Below are 22,364 nucleotides of genomic sequence, written 5' to 3' on the forward strand. Positions count from 1 at the left end.
GACCCATGGAAGATTTTTACCGAATTCGCCGTCTGCCGCCCTATGTGTTCGAACAGATCAACCGGGCCAAGGCCGCCGCGCGCAATTCGGGCGCCGACATTATCGACATGGGCATGGGCAATCCGGATCTGCCAACCCCGCCGCATGTCCTCGAGAAGCTTAAGGAAACCCTCGGCAAGCCGCGTACCGACGGCTATTCGTCGTCGAAGGGCATTCCGGGTCTCCGCAAGGCCCAGGCGGCTTATTACGCCCGCCGCTTCGGCGTGAAGCTGAACCCGGATACCCAGATCGTCGCCACGCTGGGGTCGAAGGAGGGCTTTGCCAACGTCGCCCAGGCGATCACCGCGCCGGGCGATGTCGTGCTGGTGCCCAATCCGAGCTATCCGATCCATGCGTTCGGCTTCCTGATGGCCGGCGGCGTGATCCGCTCGGTGCCGTCGGACCCGACGCCGGATTTCTTCTCTGCGGTGGAGCGTGCCATCCAGCACTCGATCCCCAAGCCGATCGCGCTGGTGGTCTGCTATCCGTCGAACCCGACTGCCAAAGTTGCGAGCCTCGATTTCTACAAGGACCTCGTCGCCTTTGCGAAGAAGCACGAGATCTACATCCTGTCCGATCTCGCTTACGCCGAGGTCTATTTCGACGACAAGAATCCGCCGCCGTCGGTGCTGCAGGTGCCCGGCGCGATGGATGTCACCGTCGAGTTCACCTCGATGTCCAAGACCTTCTCCATGGCCGGCTGGCGTATGGGCTTCGCGGTCGGTAACGAGCGCATCGTCGCCGCTTTGACGCGGGTGAAATCCTATCTCGACTACGGTGCTTTCACGCCGGTGCAGGTGGCTGCCACCGCCGCGCTGAACGGGCCTGACGATTGTATCCGCGAAATGCGCGACACCTATCGCAAGCGCCGCGACACGCTGGTGGAAAGCTTCGGCCGCGCCGGCTGGAATATCCCGTCGCCGGAAGCCTCGATGTTCGCCTGGACGCCGCTGCCCGAGAAGTTCCGCGAGCTCGGCTCCATGCAATTCGCCACGCTTCTCGTTGAAAAATCCGGCGTGGTGGTGTCCCCCGGTGTCGGATTCGGCGAACATGGCGAGGGCTATGTCCGCATCGCCATCGTCGAGAACGAACAACGCATTCGCCAGGCTGCCCGCGGCGTGCGCCGCTTCCTTGAAAGCGGGCTGGAAACGTTGCACAACGTGGTTCCGCTCGCCAACCGGCGATAAGGCCGGCGCGGAAGTCCCAAGCTTCCGCGCAATCCCCGGCTCACCAAGAAAATCCGACAGGTTACAATTCTATGGTCGCACCCCTCAAAGTGGGTATCGCGGGTCTCGGCACCGTTGGCGCCGAAGTCGTCCGTCTCATCGAACAGCAGCAGTCCATCCTCGCCGCGCGCTGCGGCCGCGGCATCAAGGTCGTGGCGGTCACCGCGCGTAACAAGGCCAAGAAGCGTGGTATCGACCTGCGCGGCATCGACTGGATGAAGGACCCGCTCGCGGTTGCGACCCATCCTGAGGTCGACTGCTTCGTCGAACTGATGGGAGGGGCGGGCGATCCCGCACTCGGCTCGATCTCCGCCGCACTTGCCGCCGGCAAGTCCGTCGTCACCGCGAACAAGGCGCTGGTCGCCAAGCACGGCCTCAAGCTTGCGACGTCGGCCGAGAAGCATGGCGGCGCGCTGAACTACGAAGCCGCCGTCGCCGGTGCCATCCCGGTCATCAAGACCATTCGCGAGGGCCTGTCGGGCACCTCCATCAACCGCGTCTATGGCATCCTCAACGGCACCTGCAACTATATCCTGACCCGGATGGAGCAGGAGGGGCTGTCTTTCGAGGAATGCCTGAAGGACGCGCAGCGCCTCGGCTATGCCGAAGCCGAACCGTCCTTCGACGTGGACGGATATGACACCGCGCAAAAACTCGCGATCCTTGCCAGCCTCGCTTTCGGCACCAAGGTCGCCGAGAGTGCTGTTTCTGTGGAAGGCATTTCCACCATTGCCGCTGAAGATCTCCGCGCGGCGGCCGAACTCGGTTATCGTATCAAGCTGCTTGGCGTGGCCATGCGCACCAAGACGGGTATCGAGCAGCGCGTGCATCCGACCATGGTGCCGCTGACCTCGTCCATCGCGCAGGTGATGGGCGTGACCAATGCCGTGACCATCGATGGTGCCGGTATCGCGCCGATCACGCTGGTCGGACCGGGGGCGGGCGGTGCCGCCACGGCGTCTGCCGTACTGGCCGATATCGCCGATGTCGCGCGCAACGTCCGTGCGCTGCCGTTCGCGCAGCCGGTTGCGAAGCTGAAGACCACCACCAAGGCGCCGATGGAGCGTCACGAAGGCGGCTATTACATCCGCCTGATGGCGCGCGATCTCGCCGGCACCGCTGCGCGCATCGCCACGCGTCTCGCCGAGCAGAAGATCTCGCTCGAGTCGATCGTGCAAAAGCATCCGAACGGCAAGCTCGAGCCGATCGATGGCACAAGAAAATCGTCACCCGTGCCGGTTATCCTGATCACCTATGCCACGGCTGAGGATGCCATGCGCCGCGCGCTGCAGGCCGTGCAGAAGGACAAGGTGATCTCGGGCAAGCCGCAGGTCATCCGCATCGAAAAGAACTGATCGCCCGCGAAAGAGTTATAGGGTCTCATCCAGGACCCGCTGCCAAAGGAGCCAATCGATGTCCACCCATATTTCCGTCCCGCCGCAGCAACTCCTCGAGCGAATTCTGACACTGGAAATCGTGCGCGTCACCGAACGTGCGGCCGTGTCGGCGGCTCGCCTGCGCGGTCACGGCAAGGAAAAGGCGGCCGATCAGGCCGCCGTGGACGCGATGCGCCGTGAGCTCAACAAGCTGCCCATCGAAGGCACCATCGTGATTGGCGAAGGCGAGCGCGACGAAGCTCCGATGCTTTATATCGGTGAGAAGGTCGGTATCAATGCCGGCCCTAAGGTGGACATCGCCGTCGATCCACTCGAAGGCACCACGCTGTGCGCCAAGGATATGCCGGGCTCGATCGCAACCCTCGCGATGGCCGATGGTGGCACGCTGCTGCACGCCCCTGACGTCTATATGGAAAAGATCGCCATCGGTCCCGGCTACGACAAGAACGTCATCAATATCGATGCCCCGCCGGAAGAGAACATCAAGCGTCTCGCCAAAGCCAAGGGCGTGCCGGTCTCCGAGATCACCGCATTGGTGCTCGAGCGCCCGCGCCATGAAGCGCTGATCAACGCGATCCGTGCCACCGGCGCTTCGCTGCGGTTGATTCCGGATGGCGATGTCGCTGGCGTTATCCACACCACGGATCCGGACAAGTCGGGCATCGACATTTATATGGGCACGGGCGGTGCGCCGGAAGGTGTGTTGGCGGCCGTGGCGCTGCGCTGCATGGGCGGCCAGATGCAGACCCGCCTGATCCTCGACACCGAGGAAAAGCGCGAACGCGCTGCGAAGATGGGCGTGACCGACCCGAAGCTGATCTATGGCATCGAGGACATGGCCAAGGGCGACTGCCTGTTTGCGGCCACCGGCGTGACCGACGGCGCGCTGCTGTCGGGCGTCAAGTTCCGTGGCGACGTGATCGAGACCGAGACCATCGTGATGCGCTCGGTGACTGGTACCGTCCGTGTCATCAAGGGCGAGCATCGCCAGCTCGAAAAATTCCACCTCGACTGAGCACGCGCAAATGCCGAAAGTCGAGAATATCGAGATCCGTCCGGTTGGTCCCGATGAACGGGCCGCCTGGGAGCCGTTGTGGCAGGGCTATCTGACCTTCTACAAGGCCACGCTGCCGCAAGTCGCAACCGACACGGCCTGGAAGCGCTTTCACGATGCGAACGAGCAGATGTTCCTGCTTGGCGCTTACGTGGACGGCAAGCTCACGGGCATCGTCCAGTTCCTGTATCACCGCTCGTCCTGGACACCGGGGGATTACTGCTATCTGCAGGACCTGTTCGTCGACAGCAGCGCCCGCGGGCTCGGCCTCGGTCGCGCGTTGATCGAGGCGGTCTATGCGAAGGCGAAAGCGGATGGCTGCAGCCGCGTCCACTGGCTGACGCAAAACGAGAATGCGCAGGCGCGCATTCTCTACGATCAGGTCGCGGATAATTCCGGCTTCATGCAGTATCGCAAAGTGTTTTAGCTCGTCGCCCCGGAGCGCGCCGCCAGGCGCGAACGCGGGACCTCGATCTGGTTGAAACACCGTCAGGCCAAACACTGCGGGATTCCGGGTTCGCATCTGCGGTGCGCCCCGGAATGACCACCAAGAACAAAAAACAAAACATGGGAGCGAAATCATGAGCGATATCACCACTGTCAAGGCGCTGATCTTCGATGTGTTCGGTACCGTCGTCGACTGGCGCACCAGCCTCATCAACGATTTCACCACATGGAGCGCGGCCCGCGGCGTCAAGGCCGACTGGCCGGCGCTGGTCGATGCCTGGCGGCAGGCTTACGTGCCCTCCATGGACACCGTGCGTCATCATCCCGAACGCGGCTTCCTCAAGCTCGACAAGCTGCATCGGCTGTCGCTTGAAACGCTGGTCGAAAAGTTTGGCATCAAGGGCCTGACGGATGATGATCTGCAGCATCTCACCCTTGGCTGGCACCGCCTGCATCCTTGGAAGGACTCAGTCGCGGGCCTCACGCGCCTGAAAACGAAATATATCATCAGCCCGCTGTCGAACGGCAATGTCGTGCTGCTCACCAACATGGCGAAATTCGGCGGCCTGCCATGGGACCTGATCATGAGCGCCGAACTGTTCAAGCACTACAAGCCGGACCCCGAAAGCTATCTCGGCGCCTGCGAGCTGCTCAGCCTGAAGCCGCATGAAGTGATGATGGTCGCGGCCCATAACAACGATCTCGATGCTGCCCAAAAATGCGGCCTCAAGACCGGCTTCGTTCCCCGCATTACCGAATACGGCCCGCTGCAGAACCGCGACTTCACGGCGGATGGCGACTGGGACGTGGTGGCGGATGATTTTGAGGATCTGGCGAAGCGGCTGGGGTGCTGAGCAACCCGCACTCCGCCCTCATCCTGAGGAGCCGCGCAGCGGCGTCTCGAAGGATGGCCGCGGAGCTCCACATCTCATGGTTCGAGACGGCGCTCCGCGCCTCCTCACCATGATGGATGGTGCGGGCTTCAACACCCGCCATTTCCCTTGCGCGCCTATCATGCTTATCTGCGCGCATGGCCGCGACCACCGACATCCCCGACCTGATCCATCCTGCCTTTCTCGGCGTGACCCGATCCGCCACCGGCCGGATTTGGCGCGACCGCGTCGATCAGCGCGGCGCCGCGCGGGCGCTGGCGATGGTGCAGCGGTTCAGGCTGCCGGAGATGCTGGCGCGTGTCATCGCGGGGCGAAACATCGACCTCGATGCCGTCGAGGATTTCCTCGATCCCACCATCCGCAAGCTGATGCCGGATCCGTTCACCATTACTCAGATGGAAGCCGCCGCCAAGCGTATCGCTGACGCCGCCGAGCGCGGCGAGCAGGTCGCGATCTTCGGCGACTATGACGTGGACGGCGCGACGTCCTCCGCGCTGCTCGCCTGGCATCTGCGCCATTGCGGCCTCGATCCTGACATCCACATTCCCGACCGCATCTTCGAAGGCTACGGTCCCAATGTCGATGCGATCCGCGCGCTGGCCGGGAAGGGCAATACGCTGCTCGTCACCGTCGATTGCGGCACCACGAGTTTCGAGCCGCTGGCGGAAGCCAAGAAGCTCGGCATGTCCGTGGTGGTCATCGATCACCATCAGGCCAATGAGGAACTGCCCGACGTCGATGCCGTCGTGAATCCCAATCGCCTCGACGATATTTCCGGCCTCGGCCATCTCGCGGCCGTCGGGCTCGTGCTGATCACGCTGGTGGCCGTCAATCGCGAACTGCGCCAGCGCGGTTTCTGGACCCCGCAAAAGCCCGAGCCGAACCTGCTCGACATGCTGCATCACGTGGCGCTCGGCACCGTCGCCGACGTGGCGCCGCTGATCGGCCTCAACCGCGCCTTCGTCGCCAAAGGCCTCATTGCGCTGCGTCGCCGGGATCATATCGGTCACACCGCGCTGATGGATGTGGCGCGGCTCAACGGGCCGCCGGAAGCGTGGCACCTCGGCTTCATGTTGGGACCGCGCATCAATGCCGGCGGCCGCATCGGCCGCGCCGATCTCGGGGTGCGGCTTTTGCTTGAAGGCGATGTGTCGGAAGCCGCAAGGATCGCCGCCGAACTCGACCGTCTCAACACCGAACGCCGTATCATCGAACAGGCCGCCGAAGCGCAGGCGGAAGCAGAGGCGCTCGCCGCTCTCGGTCTCGAGGACAAAGGCTCCGTCATCGTCACCGCCCGCGAGGGGTGGCATCCCGGCGTCGTCGGTCTTGTCGCCTCGCGGCTGAAGGAGAAGTTTGCGCGGCCGTCCTTTGCAATTGCGCTGGAGCCCGGTGGTCTCGGCACCGGCTCGGGCCGCTCGATTTCCGGCGTCGATCTCGGCAAGGCGGTGCGGCAGGCGGTGGCCGATGGCCTGCTCATCAAGGGAGGCGGTCACGCGATGGCGGCGGGTGTGACCTTGCGCAAGGAAAAGCTCGGTGAATTCCGCGCCTATATCGAGGAAAAGCTGGCCGCCGATGTCGCAAAGTCTCGCAACGAGAAGGAGCTGTTCATCGATGGCGCCGTCACGGCGCGTGGTGTCACCGTCGAACTCGTCAACACGCTCAACCGTGCCGGGCCCTTCGGCCAGGCCAATCCCGAACCGGTGATTGCGCTGCCGTCGCATCAGCTCGCTTATGTCGATGAGGTCGGGCAGGCGCATCTGCGGCTGCGTCTGAAGTCGTCGGATGGCGCCATGGTGAATGGCATCGCCTTCCGCAGTGTCGGACAGAAGCTCGGCAACGCGCTGCAGGAATATCGCGGCCAGGAGGTGCATGTAGCCGGTTCGCTCACCGTCGATCGCTGGCAGGGGCAGGAGCGGGTGCAGATGCGTGTCATCGACGTGGCGCTGCCGTCGAGTGAGCCGAGGATGATCAGGTAAGCGCATCCCGCTTGTCGTCACCCGGCTTGACCGGGTGACCCGGTAAACGGCGTCGGGCGTGCTCGATCATCGACCGCAGTGTCTACTGGATCGCCCGGTCGAGCCGGGCGATGACAGTGAGAACCGCGCTAGCTCCGTCGCAACCTTGTCGAATACCGATACCGATCGGCCGGGTGAATACTGAGCGAGACTTCCGCCAGTTCGTTCGAGGCGAACAGATACTGCCGGCGGATCGACAACGCATGTGCGCCGGCTTTTGCCTTCAGCGGCTCGGCCATCGCCTGCGAGACGCCGACTGCCGAGATATCCTGCCGGATCTCCACGAAGCGCCGTCCTGAAATCTTCTCCACCAGCGTGCCGAAGATCTCGTGATGCCCCGCCATCTTCGCGCGCACCTCATCGGCAAAGGCGCCATCGATATATACATCGGTCCAGCAGATCGGCGTCCGCGTCGCATCGCCCGGGATCATGCGCAGGCTCGAAATGCACAGCCAGCGCCGGCCCGGCCGGCAGCCGAGCTGCCCCGCCAGCTCGCTATCCGCGACCACATCCGCCACGCGCTGCACGTGCCGCTCGGTCTCGGTGCCGAACTGCTGCACGGCTTCGATCGTGTTCAGCGCCTGCGTGAAGCCGTCGCCACCGTGCGTCGGCGCCGCAGCCTCCACGCGGGTGCCGGCATTGCGCTTGCGGCTCACCAGTCCCGATGCCTGCAGCTCCTGCATCGCCGCGCGCACCGTTGAACGGCTGACCGCAAACTGCTCCGCCAGCTCGAACTCCGTCGGCAGGACCGACCCCACCGGATGACGGCCATCGGCAATCGCCTCGGTCAGCGCCCGGGCCACGAACGCGTATCGCTTTTCCATCGTTGCCACGCGAGCCCCTGAGTCTCTGTTCCCATCCATGGAAGCCCGATCCGCCACCGCCCCGTCAAGGAAGCAGGTTGACATAGGATTTATGTTCGTACAATTTAATATGTACGAACATAAAGGGAGGGCTCGATGGGGAGCACGGTTTTCGACTCGGTGCTGTTTCGCGATATGTTTGGCACCGCGGAGATGCGTGAGGTCTTCACCGACGAGGCTCTGGTCGGCCGCTATATCGAGGCCGAGGTGGCACTCGCGCGCGCCCAGGCCCGGATGGGTGTGGTCCCCAAGGACGCTGCCGCAGCCATCGAGGCCGCCGCAAAATCCATCCAGATCGATTTCGACAAGCTCCGCCATGAGACCGAGATCGTCGGCTATCCCATCCTGCCGCTCGTCCACCAGCTCTCCGCCGCCGCGGGCGAGGCCGGCCGCTACGTCCATTGGGGCGCGACGACCCAGGACATCATGGACACCGCCAATGTTCTGCAGGTCCGTGCCGCGCTGAAGATCGTTGCCCGCGATCTCCGCGCTGTCAGCGACATCCTGAAAGCCATGGCGAAGAAGCATCGCGACACGCCGATGGCCGGGCGAACCCATCTGCAGCAGGCGCTGCCGGTGACCTTCGGCTATAAGGCTGCCGTCTGGCTGTCGTCGATCGATCGTCATATCCAGCGCGTCGATCAGGCATTGCCGCGCATCCTGCTTGGCGAATTCTCCGGTGCTGCCGGTACGCTCGCTTCGGTAGGCGAGGGCGGCCTCGAAATGCAGAAGCTGTTCTGCGAAGAACTCGGCCTGCATCAGCCGTCGATCACCTGGCATGTCGCCCGCGACGGTATTGCAGAGGCCGTGACACTGCTCGGCTTGATCACCGGCACCCTCGGCAAGATTGCCACCGACGTGATGCTGTTGTCCTCGTCCGAATTCGGCGAGGTATCCGAGCCCTTCGTGCCCGGTCGCGGTGCCTCATCCACGATGCCGCAAAAGCGTAACGCGATCTCGAGCGAGCTGATGCTTGCCGCCGCAAAGGCGGTGCGCCAGCACGTCGCCACCATGCTCGACGGCATGATCCATGATCTCGAACGTGCCACTGGACCGTGGCATGTCGAATGGGCCTCGCTGCCGGAAAGTTTCCTGCTCACCGCCTCGTCGCTGGCCAACGCGAAGTTCATGCTCGGCGGTCTCGTCGTGCACGAGCAGCGCATGCTGGACAATCTCGGTCTCACTCACGGTCTCATCGTCGCCGAGGCGGTCATGATGGCCGCTGCACCAAAGCTCGGCCGCCAGCATGCGCATGACGTCGTCTATGACGCCTGCCGCAAGGCCATCGAAGGTGGCGGCCAACTCGCCGACATTCTTGCAGAGGTGCCCGAGATCGTCGAAGCGCTCGGCGGCAAGGACAACATCCGCAAGCATTGCGATCCCGCCAACTATCTCGGCCTGTGCGGGCCGATGGTCGATCGCGTGCTGAGCCTGAGCAAGTAAGGGGACTTTGTAGGATGGGTAGAGCGAAGGCTCGACGCGCCGGAGTGAAACCCATCGGCCGAGCTCGCCGCAACGACAGACAGCATGGGTTTCGCTGGGCTCTAGCCATCCTACGAGCCGGGACAATAGCAACAGGGAGGATTCAATGAAGACGATACTGGCGACTGCATTTGCACTAGGCACCGCGTTCAGCGTGGCATCTGCCGTTGCGCAGGAATTTCCGACCCGCACCATCACCATGAACATGCCGTATTCGGCCGGCGGCCCCGGCGACACCATTGCGCGCCTTCTCGCGCAGGCCATGAGCGGCCCCCTGAAGCAGCAGGTCATCGTCGAGAATACCACGGGCGCCGGCGGCTCCATCGGCAGTGCCAAGGTCGCGGGTTCTCCGCCCGATGGCTATAATCTGCTGCTGATCCATATCAGCCACGCCACCAATCCCGCGCTGTATCCGAAACTCAAATACGATCCGATCAAGGACTATGAGCCGATCGGTCTCGCGGTCGATCTGCCGTCGGTCTTCGTCGCGCGAAAGGATCTGCCGGCGAAGAATCTGGAAGAGCTGATCGCCTGGATGAAGACCACGAAGGAGAAGGTGAACTACGCCCATGCCGGCATCGGCTCGGCCTCGCACCTCTGCGGCCTTCTGCTCAACGCCGCCACCGGTACGCAGCCGACCCAGATCGCCTATCGCGGCGCGGGTCCTGCGATGAACGACATGATGAGCGGGCAGGTCGATGTGATGTGTGACCAGATCGTCAATGTCGTCGGCAATGTCGATGGCGGCACCATCAAGGGTTATGCGGTCACCAGCACCGAGCGCGCACCGGCGCTTCCGAACCTGCCGACCACCACCGAGGCCGGCTTGAAGGATTTCACCTACACCGTCTGGTACGGCCTGTTCGCGCCCAAGGGCACGCCGAAGCCGGTGCTCGACAAGCTCAATGCCGCCTTGAATGTGGCGCTGAAGGACGAAACCGTGAAGACGCGTCTCGCGGCGCTGGGGGCGCAGCCCGTTGCGCCGGAGTGCGCCACGCCGGATGCCCTCGCAAAACATCTCAAGGCCGAGATCGACAAGTGGACGCCGATCATCAAGAACGCCGGCGTTGTCGGTGCGCAGTGAGCATGACGTGACCGACACGCGCATCGAGCAGGATTCCTTTGGCGGCATCAACGTGCCGAAGGATCGTTATTGGGGCGCGCAGACCCAGCGCGCCCTCGAGGTGTTTCAAGTCAGCGACGAGCGCTTTCCGGTCGCGCTCATCCGCGCCTTCGCCTTGCAGAAGATCGCAGCGGTGCAGGCCAATCGGCAGCTCGGTGCGATCGCATCGGAGATCGCCGCGCCTATCGAGGCCGCCGCACGCGAATTGCAGCAGGGTCGTTTCGACGATCATTTCCCGTTGCCGATCTGGCAGACCGGCTCCGGCACCCAGACCAACATGAACGCCAATGAGGTGATCGCGAACCGCGCCAACGAGCTGCTGGGCCGGCCGCTCGGTACTAAGTCGCCGGTGCATCCCAACGATCACGTCAACTGCTCGCAATCCTCCAACGACAGTTTCCCGACCGTGATGCACATCGCGACGGCGCTGCAATTGCGCAGCGCCTTGCTGCCGGCTTTGCAGATGCTGCGGGATGAACTTCGCGCCAAGGCGGACACTTTCGCCGATGTCGTGAAGATTGGCCGCACGCATCTGATGGACGCGGTGCCGATGACCATGGGGCAGGCCTTCGACGCCTTCGCGCGCCAGACCGGCCACGCCATCGACCGTATCGAGGCCGTTCTTCCGCGCCTGCTGATGCTGCCGCAAGGCGGCACGGCGGTCGGTTCGGGGCTCAATGCGCCCGATGGCTTCGACGTCGCATTCTGCGACCACCTGAATGCATTGACTGGTGAAATCTTCGTCCCGAACCCCAGCAAGTTCGAAGGCATGGGCGCTCATGACGCGCTGGTGGAGGTCTCGGCCGCGTTGAACGGCCTTGCCGTCACGCTGCTGAAGATCGCCAACGATGTTCGCCTCCTCGGCTCCGGTCCGCGCTGCGGGCTCGGTGAGCTCGTCATCCCGCATGACGGGCTGACAAGTTCGATCATGCCGGGCAAGCGCAACCCGACCATCGCCGAGATGCTGGCGCAGGTGTGCTTTCAGGTCATGGGCAACAACGCTGTCGTCACAGCCGCGGGTGCCTCCGGGAATTTCGAACTGAACGTCGCCAAGCCGGTGATCATCTACAACGTCTTGCAATCGATCCGCGTCCTGTCTGATGGGATCGGCGTGTTTGCATCGCGGCTGGTCCGTGATCTCGATGTCGACCGCCGCCAGCTTGCAGTCAATGTCGCGAATGCGCCGCTGCTCGCCACGGCACTCAATCCGGTGATCGGCTACGACAAGGTGGCGATGATCACCGCGAAGGCGCTGGACGAAGCGATCACGCCGCGCGAAGCCGCGATTGCGCTGGGGCTGCTCTCAGGCGAGGAATACGATCGTTATGTCGATCCCAAGCGGATGGCGGGACTCTTATAGCGTATAGCGATACGCAGTCCCTCATCCTGAGAGTCTGACTGGAAATGCGGTCCGTAGTTTGGCGCTGCTGGTCGCCGACGCGGAACGCAACACACTCTGTCCCTCCCGCCTGAACGCAGTTGCGTTCAGGCTGAGGTGAGGAGGCGCGCAGCGCCGTCTCGAACCATGAGCTCGCCTGGCTCAGAGTGTGCGGCCATCCTTCGAGACGCCGCTGCGCGGCTCCTCAGGATGAGGGACGGAGAATCGAGATCCTGACCTGAACGGACATTGTTCCAAGCAAAAGCAGTCGAAAACCACCTCGACCGCTTTACGAGTCAGGCTCTGAGGAGCCGCGCAACGCGCGGCGTCTCGAAGGATGGCCACAGGCTCAGAGCCAAGTCACGCATGGTTCGAGACGCACGCCCGCGGCGCGCTCCTCACCATGAGGGCGGAGTTGGACTCACCCGCCTTGCCGCAACCGCGCCAGTACTTTCAGTCCGCCATAACCATCGGCCGGCAGCAGGCCCATCTTGGTCTGATAATCACGTACTGCCTGCATCGTGTCATTGCCGACCCGCCCATCGGTGCCGCCGGTGTCGAAGCCGGCGCGCGTCAGCCGCGTCTGCAGCTCCTGCACTTCCGCCAGCGTCAGGATGCGCTCGGAGCCGGGGAAGGGCTGGATGAACGGCGGGGCGCCCAGGATGCGATCACCGAGATGGCAGATCGCCAGCGCGTAGTTCATCGACGGATTGTAGCTGCGTACGGCGTAGAAGCCTTGCCCAAGCAGGAAGCTCGGTCCGCCCGTCACCGGCGTCCAAAGCTTCGCCGTTGCATTCGGTTGCGGGAATGCCCGTCCATCGGCGCGCGTCACGCCGGCTGCGGCCCATAATGCATATGAGCGCTTCGCATCGGACGCTGCTGCGCCATTGGCGCGCACCTCGTAACCCCAATGCTCGCCGCGAGGATACTTGCCGCGATTGACGAGGAAGCGCGCGCTGGAGCCGAGGGCATCGTCCGGCTTGCCGAAGGGCGAGACGCGGCCGTCCTTGTCATAGTCGATGCCGACATTGAGCCAGACTTCCGGCATCCATTGCGTGTGCCCCATGGCGCCGGCCCAGGAGCCGCGCATCTCGTCCGGCGTGCCCCAGCCGTTCTGCACGATGCGCAGCGCATTGATGAGTTCGGTCTCCCAATAGCTGCGGCGGCGGGGCTCGTTCCAGGCAAGCGCGGCGAGTGAGGGGAAGACCGGGCGCATGTGGTTCTGCTGCACCAGGGGATCGCCATAAGCGGACTCGACGCCCCACAGCGCCAGCAGAGTGCCGCGCTCGACGCCGAAATCGCGCTCGATGCGATCGAATAATCCGGCGTTCTTGCGTAGCGCCTCCTTGCCCGCGGTGATGCGCCAGTCGGAGGCGCGGCGATTCACATATTGCCAGACCTGCTCGTGAAACTCCGGCTGCTTCCTCATTTTCTGGAACACGGACATGTCCGGCTCCAGTCGGCCCATCACGCGATCATAGGTCGTGGCCGAGATGCCTTTGGCAGTTGCCTTTGTGCGGAAGCTGTCACGCCAGGCGTCGAAGCCGGCGGGGGCGGCAAGGGAAACTCTCGGCGTGGCCAGACAGACGCCTGCGGCGAGGCCGGAGCGGAGCAGGTGGCGTCGGTCGATCAGGGAATCGCGCGCGGTCATGCCTCAGTGTAGCCGCAAGAAATCGGCCATGTCAGGGACAATGCGCCGCGGTTTCCCGTTGGCGCAAGGTATTGGAATTACGAACGAAAAGACCGCCGTAGGCCACTTTCGGGCTTGCGGCGGTCTTGCGTTATTCCAGTGCCGTTCCTGCGTCATCCTTGCGACGCATTGCGGCTATCAGTCCTTGGCGCGCTCGACGTAAGAACCGTCTTCGGTCAGCACCACGATGCGGGTGCCGGTGCCGACATGCGGGGGGACCGCCGAACGGATGCCATTCGACAGGATCGCAGGCTTGTAGGACGACGAGGCGGTCTGACCCTTGGTCACCGGTTCGGTCTCGACGACCTCGAGCGTGACGCGCTGCGGCAGCACGATGGCGACCGGTACCATGTCGTGCAGCGACAACTTCACGACCATGTTTTCCTGGAGGTAAGGTGCTGAATTGCCGATGACATCCGGCGGAACCTGGACCTGATCATAGGTCTCCTGGTTCATGAAATGAAAGCCGTCGCCGTCCTGATAGAGATAGGTGAAGTTGTGGTCCTCGATGGTCGCCTTTTCCACCTGGTCGGTGGTCTTGTAGCGCTCCGAGATCTTCACACCGTCGCTGATTCGGCGCATTTCGATCTGGCTGACCGGGGTGCCCTTGCCGGGATGGATGTTCTCGGCGGACAGAACCACATAGAGCTTGCCATCTTGCTCGATGACGTTGCCCTTGCGAATAGAACTGGCGATGACTCTCACAGTGAATTTTCCTGAATTTGTCGGCCGAGGCCGGACTGGGCACGATTGCCGCGCGGCCTGCGAAGCGATTTCGGGGGGCAACATACTGATTTACGGTCGGAATGCCAGCACCTTGCAACCGAAAAAGGGGCTGTTTTGACCTCCGGAACCGACCCGATTTCCCCCTGGTGGAGCCCAAACCGCCATGCCGACCGGCGCGGTTTCCTGCTGGCGCGCGGCCAGATCACGCGCGCTGTGCGGGCCTGGTTCGAGGCGGAGGGCTTCACCGAGGTGGAAACCGGCGCGCTGGTGGTCTCGCCGGGCAACGAGACCCATCTGCATGCGCCGCGGGCGGATCTGGCCGGGCATGACGGCGCGAAGCGCGCACGATATCTGCGCACTTCACCTGAATTCGCCTGCAAAAAGCTGCTCGCGGCGGGCGAAACGCGCATTTTCGAACTGGCGCGGGTATTTCGGGATCGCGAGCGCGGCGATCGACATCTGCCGGAATTCACCATGCTCGAATGGTACCGCGCCAACGAGGCTTATGAGGCGGTGATCCGCGACACTGTCGCGATCATCCGATTGGCGGCGGAGACGGCGGGGACGCGCGAATTCAGCTTCCGCGGCGGCAACGCCGACGCAAGTTTGCCGCCGGAATTCCTCACGGTGTTCGATGCCTTTGAGCGCTTTGCAGGCGTGAATCTTGCGGCAACGGTGTGGCAGAGCAAAGGTGACCGCGATGCGCTCGCCGATGCGGCACGGAGCTGTGTCCGGATCGCTGAAGACGACACCTGGTCGGACATTTTCAGCAAGATCCTCGTCGAACATGTCGAGCCGCATCTCGGTGAGGGTCGGATGACCGTGCTCTATGAGTATCCGGCACCTGAAGCGGCGCTGGCGCGGACCAAGGCTTCCGATCCGCGTGTCGCCGAACGCTTCGAGGTCTATGCCTGCGGCGTCGAGCTCGCGAACGGGTTCGGCGAACTCACCGATGCGGATGAACAGCGTCGTCGTTTCACCGAGGCGATGGATGAGAAGGCGCGGCGCTATGGCGAGCGCTATCCGATCGACGAGGAGTTTCTTGCCGCCGTCGCTGCGATGCCGCTGGCATCGGGCGTTGCGCTTGGTTTCGATCGCCTGGTGATGCTGGCCGCCGGCGCGACGAAGATCGATCAGGTCGTGTGGACGCCGCCGGCATGAACAGGCCCTTAAAAATTCCGGTCACGCTGCGGCAGGCGAGCGAGCTTGTCGCCGAAGGCCTCGCGCCGGAACGGGCGCTGGCCGAGCTCGAACAAGTCGCCGCTCGCTATGCGGTGGCGGTGACGCCGGCTGTGGCGGAACTGATCGACACGAACGATCCCGACGATCCGATCGCGCGACAATACATCCCGGATGCGCGCGAACTCGATGCGCGGTCCAACGAGCGCGATGATCCGATCGGCGATCACGCCCATGCGCCGGTCGATGGCATCGTGCATCGCTATCCCGACCGCGTGCTGTTGAAGCTCGTTCACGTCTGCGCGGTCTATTGCCGGTTCTGCTTCCGCCGCGAGATGGTGGGCCCGGGCAAGGAGACCGCGCTGTCGCGCGAGGCCTATGACAAGGCGCTGGGCTACATCCGCTCCCATGACGAGATCTGGGAAGTGATCCTCACTGGCGGTGATCCCTTGATGCTGTCGCCGCGGCGGCTCAAGGACGTCGTGGCCGATCTCGCGGCCATCGATCATGTCAAAATCATTCGCCTGCATACGCGTGTGCCGGTCGCCGATCCCGCGCGCGTCAACGACGAGATGGTTGCTGCGTTGCGTGCGAAAGGGGCATCGACCTGGGTCGCGCTGCACGCCAATCACCCGCGCGAGTTCACGCAGGCCGCGCGCGAGGCCTGCGCGCGCATGATCGATGGCGGAATCCCGATGGTCAGCCAGTCCGTGCTGCTGCGCGGCGTCAATGACGATGCGGCGACGCTGACGGCGCTGATGCGCGGTTTCGTCGAGAACCGCATCAAGCCCTATTACCTGCACCACGGCGATCTCGCCCCCGGCACCGCGCATCTGCGCACCACCATCGCCGAAGGACAGGCGCTGATGCAGGCGCTCCGCGGTCATGTTTCAGGACTTTGCCAGCCCGACTATGTGCTCGATATTCCCGGCGGCTACGGCAAGGCGCCGATCGGACCGGGGTACTTGTCACAAGACGATGCGCCAAATCGGCAGGAGACCGATGCTACGTCACCGGAATCAAGCTATCGTGTGGTGGACTATTGCGGTGACGTGCATATCTATCCGCCGAAGTCGTGAGAAGTGGCTTCCGCGAGATCGGTGTCGGAGACATCAAATGAAAACACTGTTCGTGATGTTGGCGAGCCTGTTCGTATTCGGACATTCACTGGCGCTGGCGCAGGACTCGCAGCGCAATCTGCCGCCGAAACATCTGCGGTCGCAGCCGACGACAGAGTCGGGTTCGGCTGGCAGCGTGCCACCGGCGCCGGTCGGTCATCGCCAGCCGCGCCCGTCCGATCTGCCGCCGGAGGCCGGCAAGGACGATCCCAGCCGGATCGATCCGCAAGACCGCGAGCTCGACCGCATGATCAAGAATATCTGCAAGGGGTGCTGAACCCCGGGCTCACCCCTCATCCGGAGGAGTCCGCGAAGCGGGCGTCTCGAAGGATGCTGCCAAGCTCGGAGCCAAGCCAATTCATGGTTTGAGACGCGCGTAATAAGGGCGTGTGCCCTACCGTGAGGGGTAGGGTTTTTAACTACGCTTTCTTCCGCGCCGCCAGCGCCATTGCGATCAGCGACGATCCGCCGATCAAGAGATTGATCCCCACCAGAATTCCGATTGCCCAGGCTGCCGAACCCGGCAGACCCGAGATGATGAAGAAGGCGATCAGGATATCCAACAGGCCGGAAATGGCGAGCCAGCTCCAGCGCTCGGACAGTTCCTTGCGGTGTTGGAGCGCATACATAATGGTCGCGACACCTTCGGCGAGGAAGTAGATTCCGACCACCGCCGTGAGCGTCAGCGTGCCTTCGGCCGGTCGTGTCAGCAGAATGATGCCGGCGGCGATACCGAGCACCGCAGAGATCAATGACCAGACGAAGCCGGGGGCCTGACGTGCCCAGAAGGTCACGAGTAAAGTGGCAATGCCGGCGATCAAAAACATCCAGCCGAGCATCACCGTCACGGCGATGCTGGCGACCGGCGGCACGATCATCGCCGCAAGGCCGAGGATGACCAGCACGATGCCTTCGATCAGGAAGGCTTTCCAGTGACTGCGGACCGTCTCACTCATCTTCGATTGCAGGTCGTCGAAATCGGGGGGCAAGGTCATCGGTAAATTCCTGGCCGCGCCGGAGGGCGCATCGCCGTGACTATAGCTGCAACGACGCGGCGAAGCGAACGGTCCACGATTTCGGCCGGTCGTCGTCGACGATTTTATCGAATTCTACCGCTGAACGGGTATCGCCGGGGCGGCCGTGCGCATGCGGTTGCGGCCGAGGAAATAAGCGGCCCCGGTCAGCATCAGCAGCGCCGCACCGATGACGATGGACGTGAAGCCGATCGGCACCAGCACCATGGTCACGGTCCGCTCGGGATTGCTGTACCAGTGCCGCAGCGACGTGATCACGAAGGCGGTGCCGGCAAAGCCCGCGGCGCCGCCGGCGAAGGTCAGCGCCCACATGCTGCGCAGATGCGCCAGCCGCTCGCGCGAGACATCCGTATGCGGCGCATGATGGGCGCCGATGCGGCGTACCAGCCGGATAGCCAGCGCGATGGTGCCAAAGCCGAACAGCATGCCGGCGCCCTCCAGCGCGCGGCGGGCGGGGCCGACGATGTCCGGATATTGCTGCAGGGTCAGCAATGGCAGGTCGTAACAGGCGTGCAGCGTCACCGGTGCCAGCACGATCAGCAGCGGTGTACGGATGAAAGCGAGGCGGTCGCGGCGATGGGCGCCCAATGCACGGCCGGAACGGGCAATGGCGATATAAGCGCCGGCAATGACGCCGAGGGCGCCGTGGAACGGCACCGTGAGCACGCTGCGCAGCACCGCCAGCGTGCGCCACATCTCCGGATAGCTCAGAAGATAAACGAGGTTTTCGTAGGCGGCGAAGCCGAGGCCGGCGGCGGCACCGTAGACCACGGTGTCCATGGGATCTGCGGTCCGCGCGCGCTGGGTCGAGACTGCGACGATCACCAGGATCTTCACGATCTCCTCGGGCGCAGCGATGCCGAATACCGCATGCAGCACCATCGTCCAGGTCGGATCGTCGGTGAGGCCGGGAATCGCCGCGAACAGCGCCCGTGAGAAACCGAGCAGCGAAATGCTGGCGGCGCCAAGCAGGAATGCCGCCCAGACCATCCCAGGCGGTCCCGGCCGCTCGTCGGCGGCGATGACCAGCCACAGCACCAGCAGGGCAGGCGCAATGGCGGCGATGCCGATCACGGTGGGGAGCGATTCGAGGGCGTCCATGCAGGACTAAGTATAGGGCGCCCGTGCGGCGCGAAAGGGTTGTGCGGTCGCAGCTGCATTTTGGGAACCAAATGCCGCCCGGCCGATTGGATTTGCAAACCATCGCCACGACGGGGACTGACCATGTCCGATGATGTACCGACCCCGCCCTTCATCTATGAAGGCGTCGATCTCGTACCCGAGGAAAAATCGACCCTGTCCGAAGTGGTCGATACCGTGAAGGATGCTGCTCATCGTGTCAGTGACACGATCGAGGCCGGCAAGAAACCGGGGATGCCGCTCAGCATCCTCGCCAATGTGGCGCGCGAGGCCCCACTGGGATCGCTGCTGGTGGCCTTCCTGCTCGGCGTCGCCGTGGCGCGACGGCGCTAGGCGGGATCTTCGGTTGCTCGGTCGAACTGATTGTCGTTCCCGCGGGCATTCCGCGGCGGTGATAACGTCGGGATACGGGGTAACTGTGCCGGCGGCCGCAAGTTGATCCCCACGCATTGCACACGCCTTGATTTATCTAGCAGATGTCGTGAACCGCTCGCCGAGCGACAGGTCGTACCAGGGCGCGATAGGACGGTGGAGACCGCTATTCGTGTTGCGCCCGTTAGCGGCTGCGCTTGCGCTGGACGGCTGCGGCTTTGGAGCGGTTGCGGTTGTTGGTGGTGGCGCGGGACCGTGACCGCCGCGGCGTCTCGCGTGCCGCGGGTTTGTCATCGCCGGCGGTGGTGCTGGCGAAAGACTGGCGCAGATTGTCGAGGGTGGAGGTCAAGGTGCCGACCTGTTCGGTCAGTTTCCGCGTTTCGGTCTGCTGCGCGGTGAGGAGGCGCTGCATGGTCAGCAACTGATCCTGCACAACCTGAAGCTGGTCGACGGACTGTTGCTGTGTGGCCTCGATACCCTTGGTCTTCTCGATCAGCTGTTCTGAGGCCTGGGCGACGCGGGCCTGTTGTAGCCGCGATGCCGTGAGGCGCTCTGGCTCCGGGGTGCTGCCGCTATAGGCACGCCAGACAAAGATGCCGCCGATGCCGAGAATGACCAGCGCCAGCGCGACCGCGGTGATCAGGATCGGCTGCTGGCCAATCTCGTGCAGGGGCGAACGGTTGCTACGCGGGCGGGCACGCACCGGCTCATCTCCGTCCATCGGCGGCAGAGGATGGCTGTGCGAATGGCTCGTCGTCATCTCGACCATCAAACTCAAAGTCCTCCGGCCGGCGATCGTTCCACCCGGATGAGGGAATTCCCAGGACGTGCATGAGACCGCAGGCTCGCGGTAAAGTTCAGCCAAATTAAGACGGGTTTCGGCGACGTGTCGGTCTCCGTGCGGGGATACTGGCACACCGCCACGCCGCGCATGAGATGCGCGGACAATGGTCCGTACAGAGCGTAGCGCTTCTTCGATAGGATCTACCGATGTGACCGCATCGGACGGACGGGTCTCCGTAACCGCGGCCCGTCCATCGATGCCGGCTTGGTTGAGCAGTCGCTTCGCGTTGCCCGCGAACAGTTGCAGCAACGCGAATCTCTTCGGCCATAGCCGGATCGTGCTCCCATCTTCGGTACGAAGTTTACCTCGGCCGAGATCGTAGCCAGCGAGGCTGGGTACGATGACGCCTTGATGTCACACATGTTTTACGCGCTCTGACGGCAAATATCAGAAAATTTTCAGAATGTCATGACTGAACCATCGAGACTTCAATTGCAGCGCTCTGCCATTGTGCTCTGCCATCCGTCGCACAGGCGGGTTGCAGTTCTGCGGCACTGTTGGACGCGTCATGCTTTTGAAGTGGAAATCTCCTGCTTGCGTGGTGGCCTTGTCCTGGGCATCGACGGCTTGGGTATTGATCGGCATCGCCCTCGTGGCATCGCCGCAGTCAGCCGTCGCCCAGACCGCCTCGCAGATCACGCCGCGTTCATTCGAGCCGTCACTGCAGGGGCGGGGCGGGGGCCTTGTGATTCCGCAAGGCGCCGGGCCAGAGGCGCCGATTGGTGCGGACAGGCTGTCGGTTCGGATCAAGGCGGTGCGCATTGACGGTGGCTTGCCGGCGCTGGCCGAGAAGGAGCGTGAGATCCGCGCGTCGCTGGTCGGACGCAAGGTCAGCGCGGCAGAGCTGTTCAATGCCGCGAAGCAACTGGAACTGGCCTATGTTGCCGCCGGCTATGGCCTGGTGCGGGTGGTGCTGCCGGCGCAGCGCCTCCTCGATGGCGCCACGTTGCGGCTACAGGTGATCGACGGCTTCGTCGAACGGCTTGATACGTCGCGGTTGCCACCAGCCATTCGCGAGCGCATCACCACGCTGCTGACGCCATTGGTCGGTCACCGCGGTATCCTGCTTCGCGACATCGAACGCAAGCTGCTGTTGGCCGGCGACCTGCCGGGCACCGTGCTGCGCTCGACGCTGGCGCCCGGCAGCGCACCGGGAGGGGGCGTGCTGGTGATCGAGGCGCGCTTCAAGCCGGTCACCGGCTTCGTTTCTCTCGACAATACGTTGTCGCAGTCGCTTGGGCGGTACAGCGTCAATGCCGGCCTCGACATCAATTCGCCGACCGGCCATGGCGAACTGATCTATCTGCGCACCGGCGGGCTGCCCTGGGCGCGCGGCGACGCCGCCTTCACCGAGGCCCAGCCGCGCAACCGGTTGCTGGCGGCGGGCGTGACGCTACCGCTGGGCGATAACGGGCTGACGCTGAATCTGGAAGCCACCGACGCCCGCGCCACGCCGATCGCGGCGGCGGGCAGTCTCGGCATCACCTCTGATTTCAAACGCTATTCGACGCGACTGCGCTATCCGGTGCTGCGCGGACGCGAGCTGACGCTCAATCTCGAGGCAGGCTTCGACGCGCAGGACGATCAGGTCACCGTGATTACCCCGCTGGTGCAGGGCCTGTCACTCGACCGGCTGCGCATCGTGCGCGCCGGCGGCGACCTGAGCTGGTTCGCGCCCAATAACGCGCTGGTGACGGCGCGGTTGGCCGGCTCGTTTGGTATCGATGGCCTCGGCGCGCGCAATGCGCCGCCGGTCGGCTCCCTCGACGTGCCTCTGTCGCGCGACGGCACCAGGCCCGACTTCCAGAAGCTGGAGGCGCAGTTCGGCTATAACCAGCCGCTGATTGATCATCTGACGCTGGATCTGCGCGCGCGGGCGCAGACCTCGTTCGGACAGCCGCTGGCCCGCTCGGAGCAGATCGGCCTGGCCAGCAGTACCGCGCTGTCCACTTTCGATGCCGGCCTGATCCAGGGCGACGCCGGTTATGTCATCCGCGGCGAAACCCAATTTCCGTTCGCCACCTCGTTGACGCTACCCTTCGCTGTGCCGAGCCTGCCGCCACAACAGGGCTCCGGCCTGCCGGCCGGCGACACCACGCCCGGCGCCATGGTGCTGACACCCTATGCGTTCGGCGCTTTCGGTCAGGTCACTTTGGAAAAGCCGTCGGCGCTGGAAATCCCCACGATACGCGGCTCGTCCTATGGCGTCGGCCTGCGCCTCGGGGCCGCGCCGCAATCCAGCTTCAGCGCCATCAATATTGGCATCGAATACGGCCGCTATGAGCGCTCCACCGGCCTCGGCAGCGGCGATCGCCTGACCTTTAGCACCGCCTTCCAGTTCTGA

At 63.8% G+C, this 22,364-nt stretch carries 20 protein-coding genes; 14 read left to right on the forward strand and 6 right to left on the reverse strand.

From position 1 onward, the window contains the following. Window positions 1-5 precede the first annotated feature (5 nt). The 6 genes from E0H22_RS13375 (at window position 6) to recJ (ending at window position 7,032) form a co-directional block, all read left to right on the forward strand. A complete protein-coding gene (locus E0H22_RS13375) occupies window positions 6-1,226 on the forward strand; it encodes an LL-diaminopimelate aminotransferase (protein WP_233021513.1) in 1,221 nt (406 codons plus the stop codon). A 71-nt stretch (window positions 1,227-1,297) separates the two neighbouring features. After that, window positions 1,298-2,620: a homoserine dehydrogenase gene (locus E0H22_RS13380; RefSeq protein ID WP_233021514.1), complete on the forward strand. Its 1,323-nt coding sequence runs from the start codon at window positions 1,298-1,300 to the stop codon at window positions 2,618-2,620. Window positions 2,621-2,678: 58 nt separating this feature from the next. Beyond that, entirely contained in the window at window positions 2,679-3,677 is a 999-nt protein-coding gene (gene glpX / locus E0H22_RS13385) for a class II fructose-bisphosphatase (protein ID WP_233021515.1), read from the forward strand. A gap of 10 nt (window positions 3,678-3,687) precedes the next feature. Further along, window positions 3,688-4,143 (forward strand): GNAT family N-acetyltransferase, encoded by a 456-nt coding sequence (locus E0H22_RS13390; RefSeq protein ID WP_233021516.1) that lies wholly within the window; start codon window positions 3,688-3,690, stop codon window positions 4,141-4,143. Window positions 4,144-4,297: 154 nt separating this feature from the next. Then, entirely contained in the window at window positions 4,298-5,017 is a 720-nt protein-coding gene (locus E0H22_RS13395) for a haloacid dehalogenase type II (RefSeq protein WP_233021517.1), read from the forward strand. 176 nt (window positions 5,018-5,193) lie between these two features. Continuing rightward, window positions 5,194-7,032: a single-stranded-DNA-specific exonuclease RecJ gene (gene recJ / locus E0H22_RS13400; protein WP_233021518.1), complete on the forward strand. Its 1,839-nt coding sequence runs from the start codon at window positions 5,194-5,196 to the stop codon at window positions 7,030-7,032. Between the two features lie 128 nt (window positions 7,033-7,160). Here the strand turns inward: recJ and E0H22_RS13405 are convergent, their stop codons facing one another. Then, on the reverse strand, window positions 7,161-7,895 hold the full coding sequence (locus E0H22_RS13405; RefSeq protein ID WP_233026355.1) for a GntR family transcriptional regulator: 735 nt from the start codon (window positions 7,893-7,895) through the stop codon (window positions 7,161-7,163). A gap of 135 nt (window positions 7,896-8,030) precedes the next feature. Here E0H22_RS13405 and E0H22_RS13410 point away from each other — a divergent pair, with 135 nt between their 5' ends. The 3 genes from E0H22_RS13410 to E0H22_RS13420 all read left to right on the forward strand — a co-directional run bounded on the left by E0H22_RS13410 (window position 8,031) and on the right by E0H22_RS13420 (window position 11,899). Beyond that, window positions 8,031-9,377, forward strand: coding sequence for a class-II fumarase/aspartase family protein (locus E0H22_RS13410; RefSeq protein WP_233021519.1), 1,347 nt, complete (start codon window positions 8,031-8,033; stop codon window positions 9,375-9,377). Between the two features lie 145 nt (window positions 9,378-9,522). Next, a complete protein-coding gene (locus E0H22_RS13415; protein WP_233021520.1) occupies window positions 9,523-10,500 on the forward strand; it encodes a tripartite tricarboxylate transporter substrate-binding protein in 978 nt (325 codons plus the stop codon). Between the two features lie 7 nt (window positions 10,501-10,507). Further along, entirely contained in the window at window positions 10,508-11,899 is a 1,392-nt protein-coding gene (locus E0H22_RS13420) for a class II fumarate hydratase (RefSeq protein WP_233021521.1), read from the forward strand. A gap of 439 nt (window positions 11,900-12,338) precedes the next feature. On the opposite strand, the gene E0H22_RS13425 is transcribed toward E0H22_RS13420, so the two are convergent. Beyond that, entirely contained in the window at window positions 12,339-13,568 is a 1,230-nt protein-coding gene (locus E0H22_RS13425) for a lytic murein transglycosylase (protein WP_233021522.1), read from the reverse strand. Between the two features lie 177 nt (window positions 13,569-13,745). Then, window positions 13,746-14,312: an elongation factor P gene (gene efp / locus E0H22_RS13430; RefSeq protein ID WP_233021523.1), complete on the reverse strand. Its 567-nt coding sequence runs from the start codon at window positions 14,310-14,312 to the stop codon at window positions 13,746-13,748. Between the two features lie 135 nt (window positions 14,313-14,447). On the opposite strand from efp, the gene epmA reads away from it, so the two are divergent. The 3 genes from epmA to E0H22_RS13445 are packed head-to-tail and all read left to right on the forward strand — an operon-like array spanning window position 14,448 to window position 16,907. After that, window positions 14,448-15,494, forward strand: a complete 1,047-nt coding sequence (gene epmA, locus E0H22_RS13435; protein ID WP_233021524.1) for an EF-P lysine aminoacylase EpmA — start codon at window positions 14,448-14,450, stop codon at window positions 15,492-15,494. Beyond that, window positions 15,491-16,591 carry a lysine-2,3-aminomutase-like protein gene (locus E0H22_RS13440; RefSeq protein WP_233021525.1) on the forward strand — a complete coding sequence of 367 codons (1,101 nt, stop codon included), beginning with the start codon at window positions 15,491-15,493 and terminating at the stop codon, window positions 16,589-16,591. Before epmA ends, E0H22_RS13440 begins: the two co-directional genes overlap by 4 nt. Before the next feature lie 37 nt (window positions 16,592-16,628). Beyond that, entirely contained in the window at window positions 16,629-16,907 is a 279-nt protein-coding gene (locus E0H22_RS13445; RefSeq protein ID WP_233021526.1) for a hypothetical protein, read from the forward strand. A 142-nt stretch (window positions 16,908-17,049) separates the two neighbouring features. On the opposite strand, the gene E0H22_RS13450 is transcribed toward E0H22_RS13445, so the two are convergent. Further along, a complete protein-coding gene (locus E0H22_RS13450; protein WP_233021527.1) occupies window positions 17,050-17,625 on the reverse strand; it encodes an HdeD family acid-resistance protein in 576 nt (191 codons plus the stop codon). 114 nt (window positions 17,626-17,739) lie between these two features. After that, window positions 17,740-18,765, reverse strand: coding sequence for a PrsW family glutamic-type intramembrane protease (locus tag E0H22_RS13455; RefSeq protein ID WP_233021528.1), 1,026 nt, complete (start codon window positions 18,763-18,765; stop codon window positions 17,740-17,742). Between the two features lie 123 nt (window positions 18,766-18,888). On the opposite strand from E0H22_RS13455, the gene E0H22_RS13460 reads away from it, so the two are divergent. Beyond that, entirely contained in the window at window positions 18,889-19,137 is a 249-nt protein-coding gene (locus E0H22_RS13460) for a hypothetical protein (RefSeq protein ID WP_233021529.1), read from the forward strand. Window positions 19,138-19,360: 223 nt separating this feature from the next. Here the strand turns inward: E0H22_RS13460 and E0H22_RS13465 are convergent, their stop codons facing one another. Beyond that, window positions 19,361-19,897, reverse strand: a complete 537-nt coding sequence (locus tag E0H22_RS13465; protein WP_233026356.1) for a hypothetical protein — start codon at window positions 19,895-19,897, stop codon at window positions 19,361-19,363. A 631-nt stretch (window positions 19,898-20,528) separates the two neighbouring features. Between E0H22_RS13465 and E0H22_RS13470 the strand changes: the two genes are divergently transcribed. Then, window positions 20,529-22,364, forward strand: coding sequence for a ShlB/FhaC/HecB family hemolysin secretion/activation protein (locus tag E0H22_RS13470; RefSeq protein ID WP_233021530.1), 1,836 nt, complete (start codon window positions 20,529-20,531; stop codon window positions 22,362-22,364).

The sequence above is a fragment of the Rhodopseudomonas boonkerdii genome (genome assembly GCF_021184025.1).
Lineage (GTDB): Bacteria > Pseudomonadota > Alphaproteobacteria > Rhizobiales > Xanthobacteraceae > Tardiphaga > Tardiphaga boonkerdii.

What these genes read in the sequence shown, in the direction of transcription:
- E0H22_RS13455 (WP_233021528.1), bottom strand. Translation starts at nt 18,765, where the DNA reads ATGGACGCCCTCGAATCGCTCCCCACCGTGATCGGCATCGCCGCCATT.
- E0H22_RS13460 (WP_233021529.1), top strand. Translation starts at nt 18,889, where the DNA reads ATGTCCGATGATGTACCGACCCCGCCCTTCATCTATGAAGGCGTCGAT.
- E0H22_RS13415 (WP_233021520.1), top strand. Translation starts at nt 9,523, where the DNA reads ATGAAGACGATACTGGCGACTGCATTTGCACTAGGCACCGCGTTCAGC.
- E0H22_RS13440 (WP_233021525.1), top strand. Translation starts at nt 15,491, where the DNA reads ATGAACAGGCCCTTAAAAATTCCGGTCACGCTGCGGCAGGCGAGCGAG.
- E0H22_RS13450 (WP_233021527.1), bottom strand. Translation starts at nt 17,625, where the DNA reads ATGACCTTGCCCCCCGATTTCGACGACCTGCAATCGAAGATGAGTGAG.
- E0H22_RS13380 (WP_233021514.1), top strand. Translation starts at nt 1,298, where the DNA reads ATGGTCGCACCCCTCAAAGTGGGTATCGCGGGTCTCGGCACCGTTGGC.
- E0H22_RS13425 (WP_233021522.1), bottom strand. Translation starts at nt 13,568, where the DNA reads ATGACCGCGCGCGATTCCCTGATCGACCGACGCCACCTGCTCCGCTCC.
- glpX (WP_233021515.1), top strand. Translation starts at nt 2,679, where the DNA reads ATGTCCACCCATATTTCCGTCCCGCCGCAGCAACTCCTCGAGCGAATT.
- E0H22_RS13395 (WP_233021517.1), top strand. Translation starts at nt 4,298, where the DNA reads ATGAGCGATATCACCACTGTCAAGGCGCTGATCTTCGATGTGTTCGGT.
- E0H22_RS13405 (WP_233026355.1), bottom strand. Translation starts at nt 7,895, where the DNA reads ATGGAAAAGCGATACGCGTTCGTGGCCCGGGCGCTGACCGAGGCGATT.
- E0H22_RS13470 (WP_233021530.1), top strand. Translation starts at nt 20,529, where the DNA reads ATGCTTTTGAAGTGGAAATCTCCTGCTTGCGTGGTGGCCTTGTCCTGG.
- E0H22_RS13465 (WP_233026356.1), bottom strand. Translation starts at nt 19,897, where the DNA reads ATGGACGGAGATGAGCCGGTGCGTGCCCGCCCGCGTAGCAACCGTTCG.
- E0H22_RS13375 (WP_233021513.1), top strand. Translation starts at nt 6, where the DNA reads ATGGAAGATTTTTACCGAATTCGCCGTCTGCCGCCCTATGTGTTCGAA.
- recJ (WP_233021518.1), top strand. Translation starts at nt 5,194, where the DNA reads ATGGCCGCGACCACCGACATCCCCGACCTGATCCATCCTGCCTTTCTC.
- E0H22_RS13410 (WP_233021519.1), top strand. Translation starts at nt 8,031, where the DNA reads ATGGGGAGCACGGTTTTCGACTCGGTGCTGTTTCGCGATATGTTTGGC.
- E0H22_RS13445 (WP_233021526.1), top strand. Translation starts at nt 16,629, where the DNA reads ATGAAAACACTGTTCGTGATGTTGGCGAGCCTGTTCGTATTCGGACAT.
- E0H22_RS13390 (WP_233021516.1), top strand. Translation starts at nt 3,688, where the DNA reads ATGCCGAAAGTCGAGAATATCGAGATCCGTCCGGTTGGTCCCGATGAA.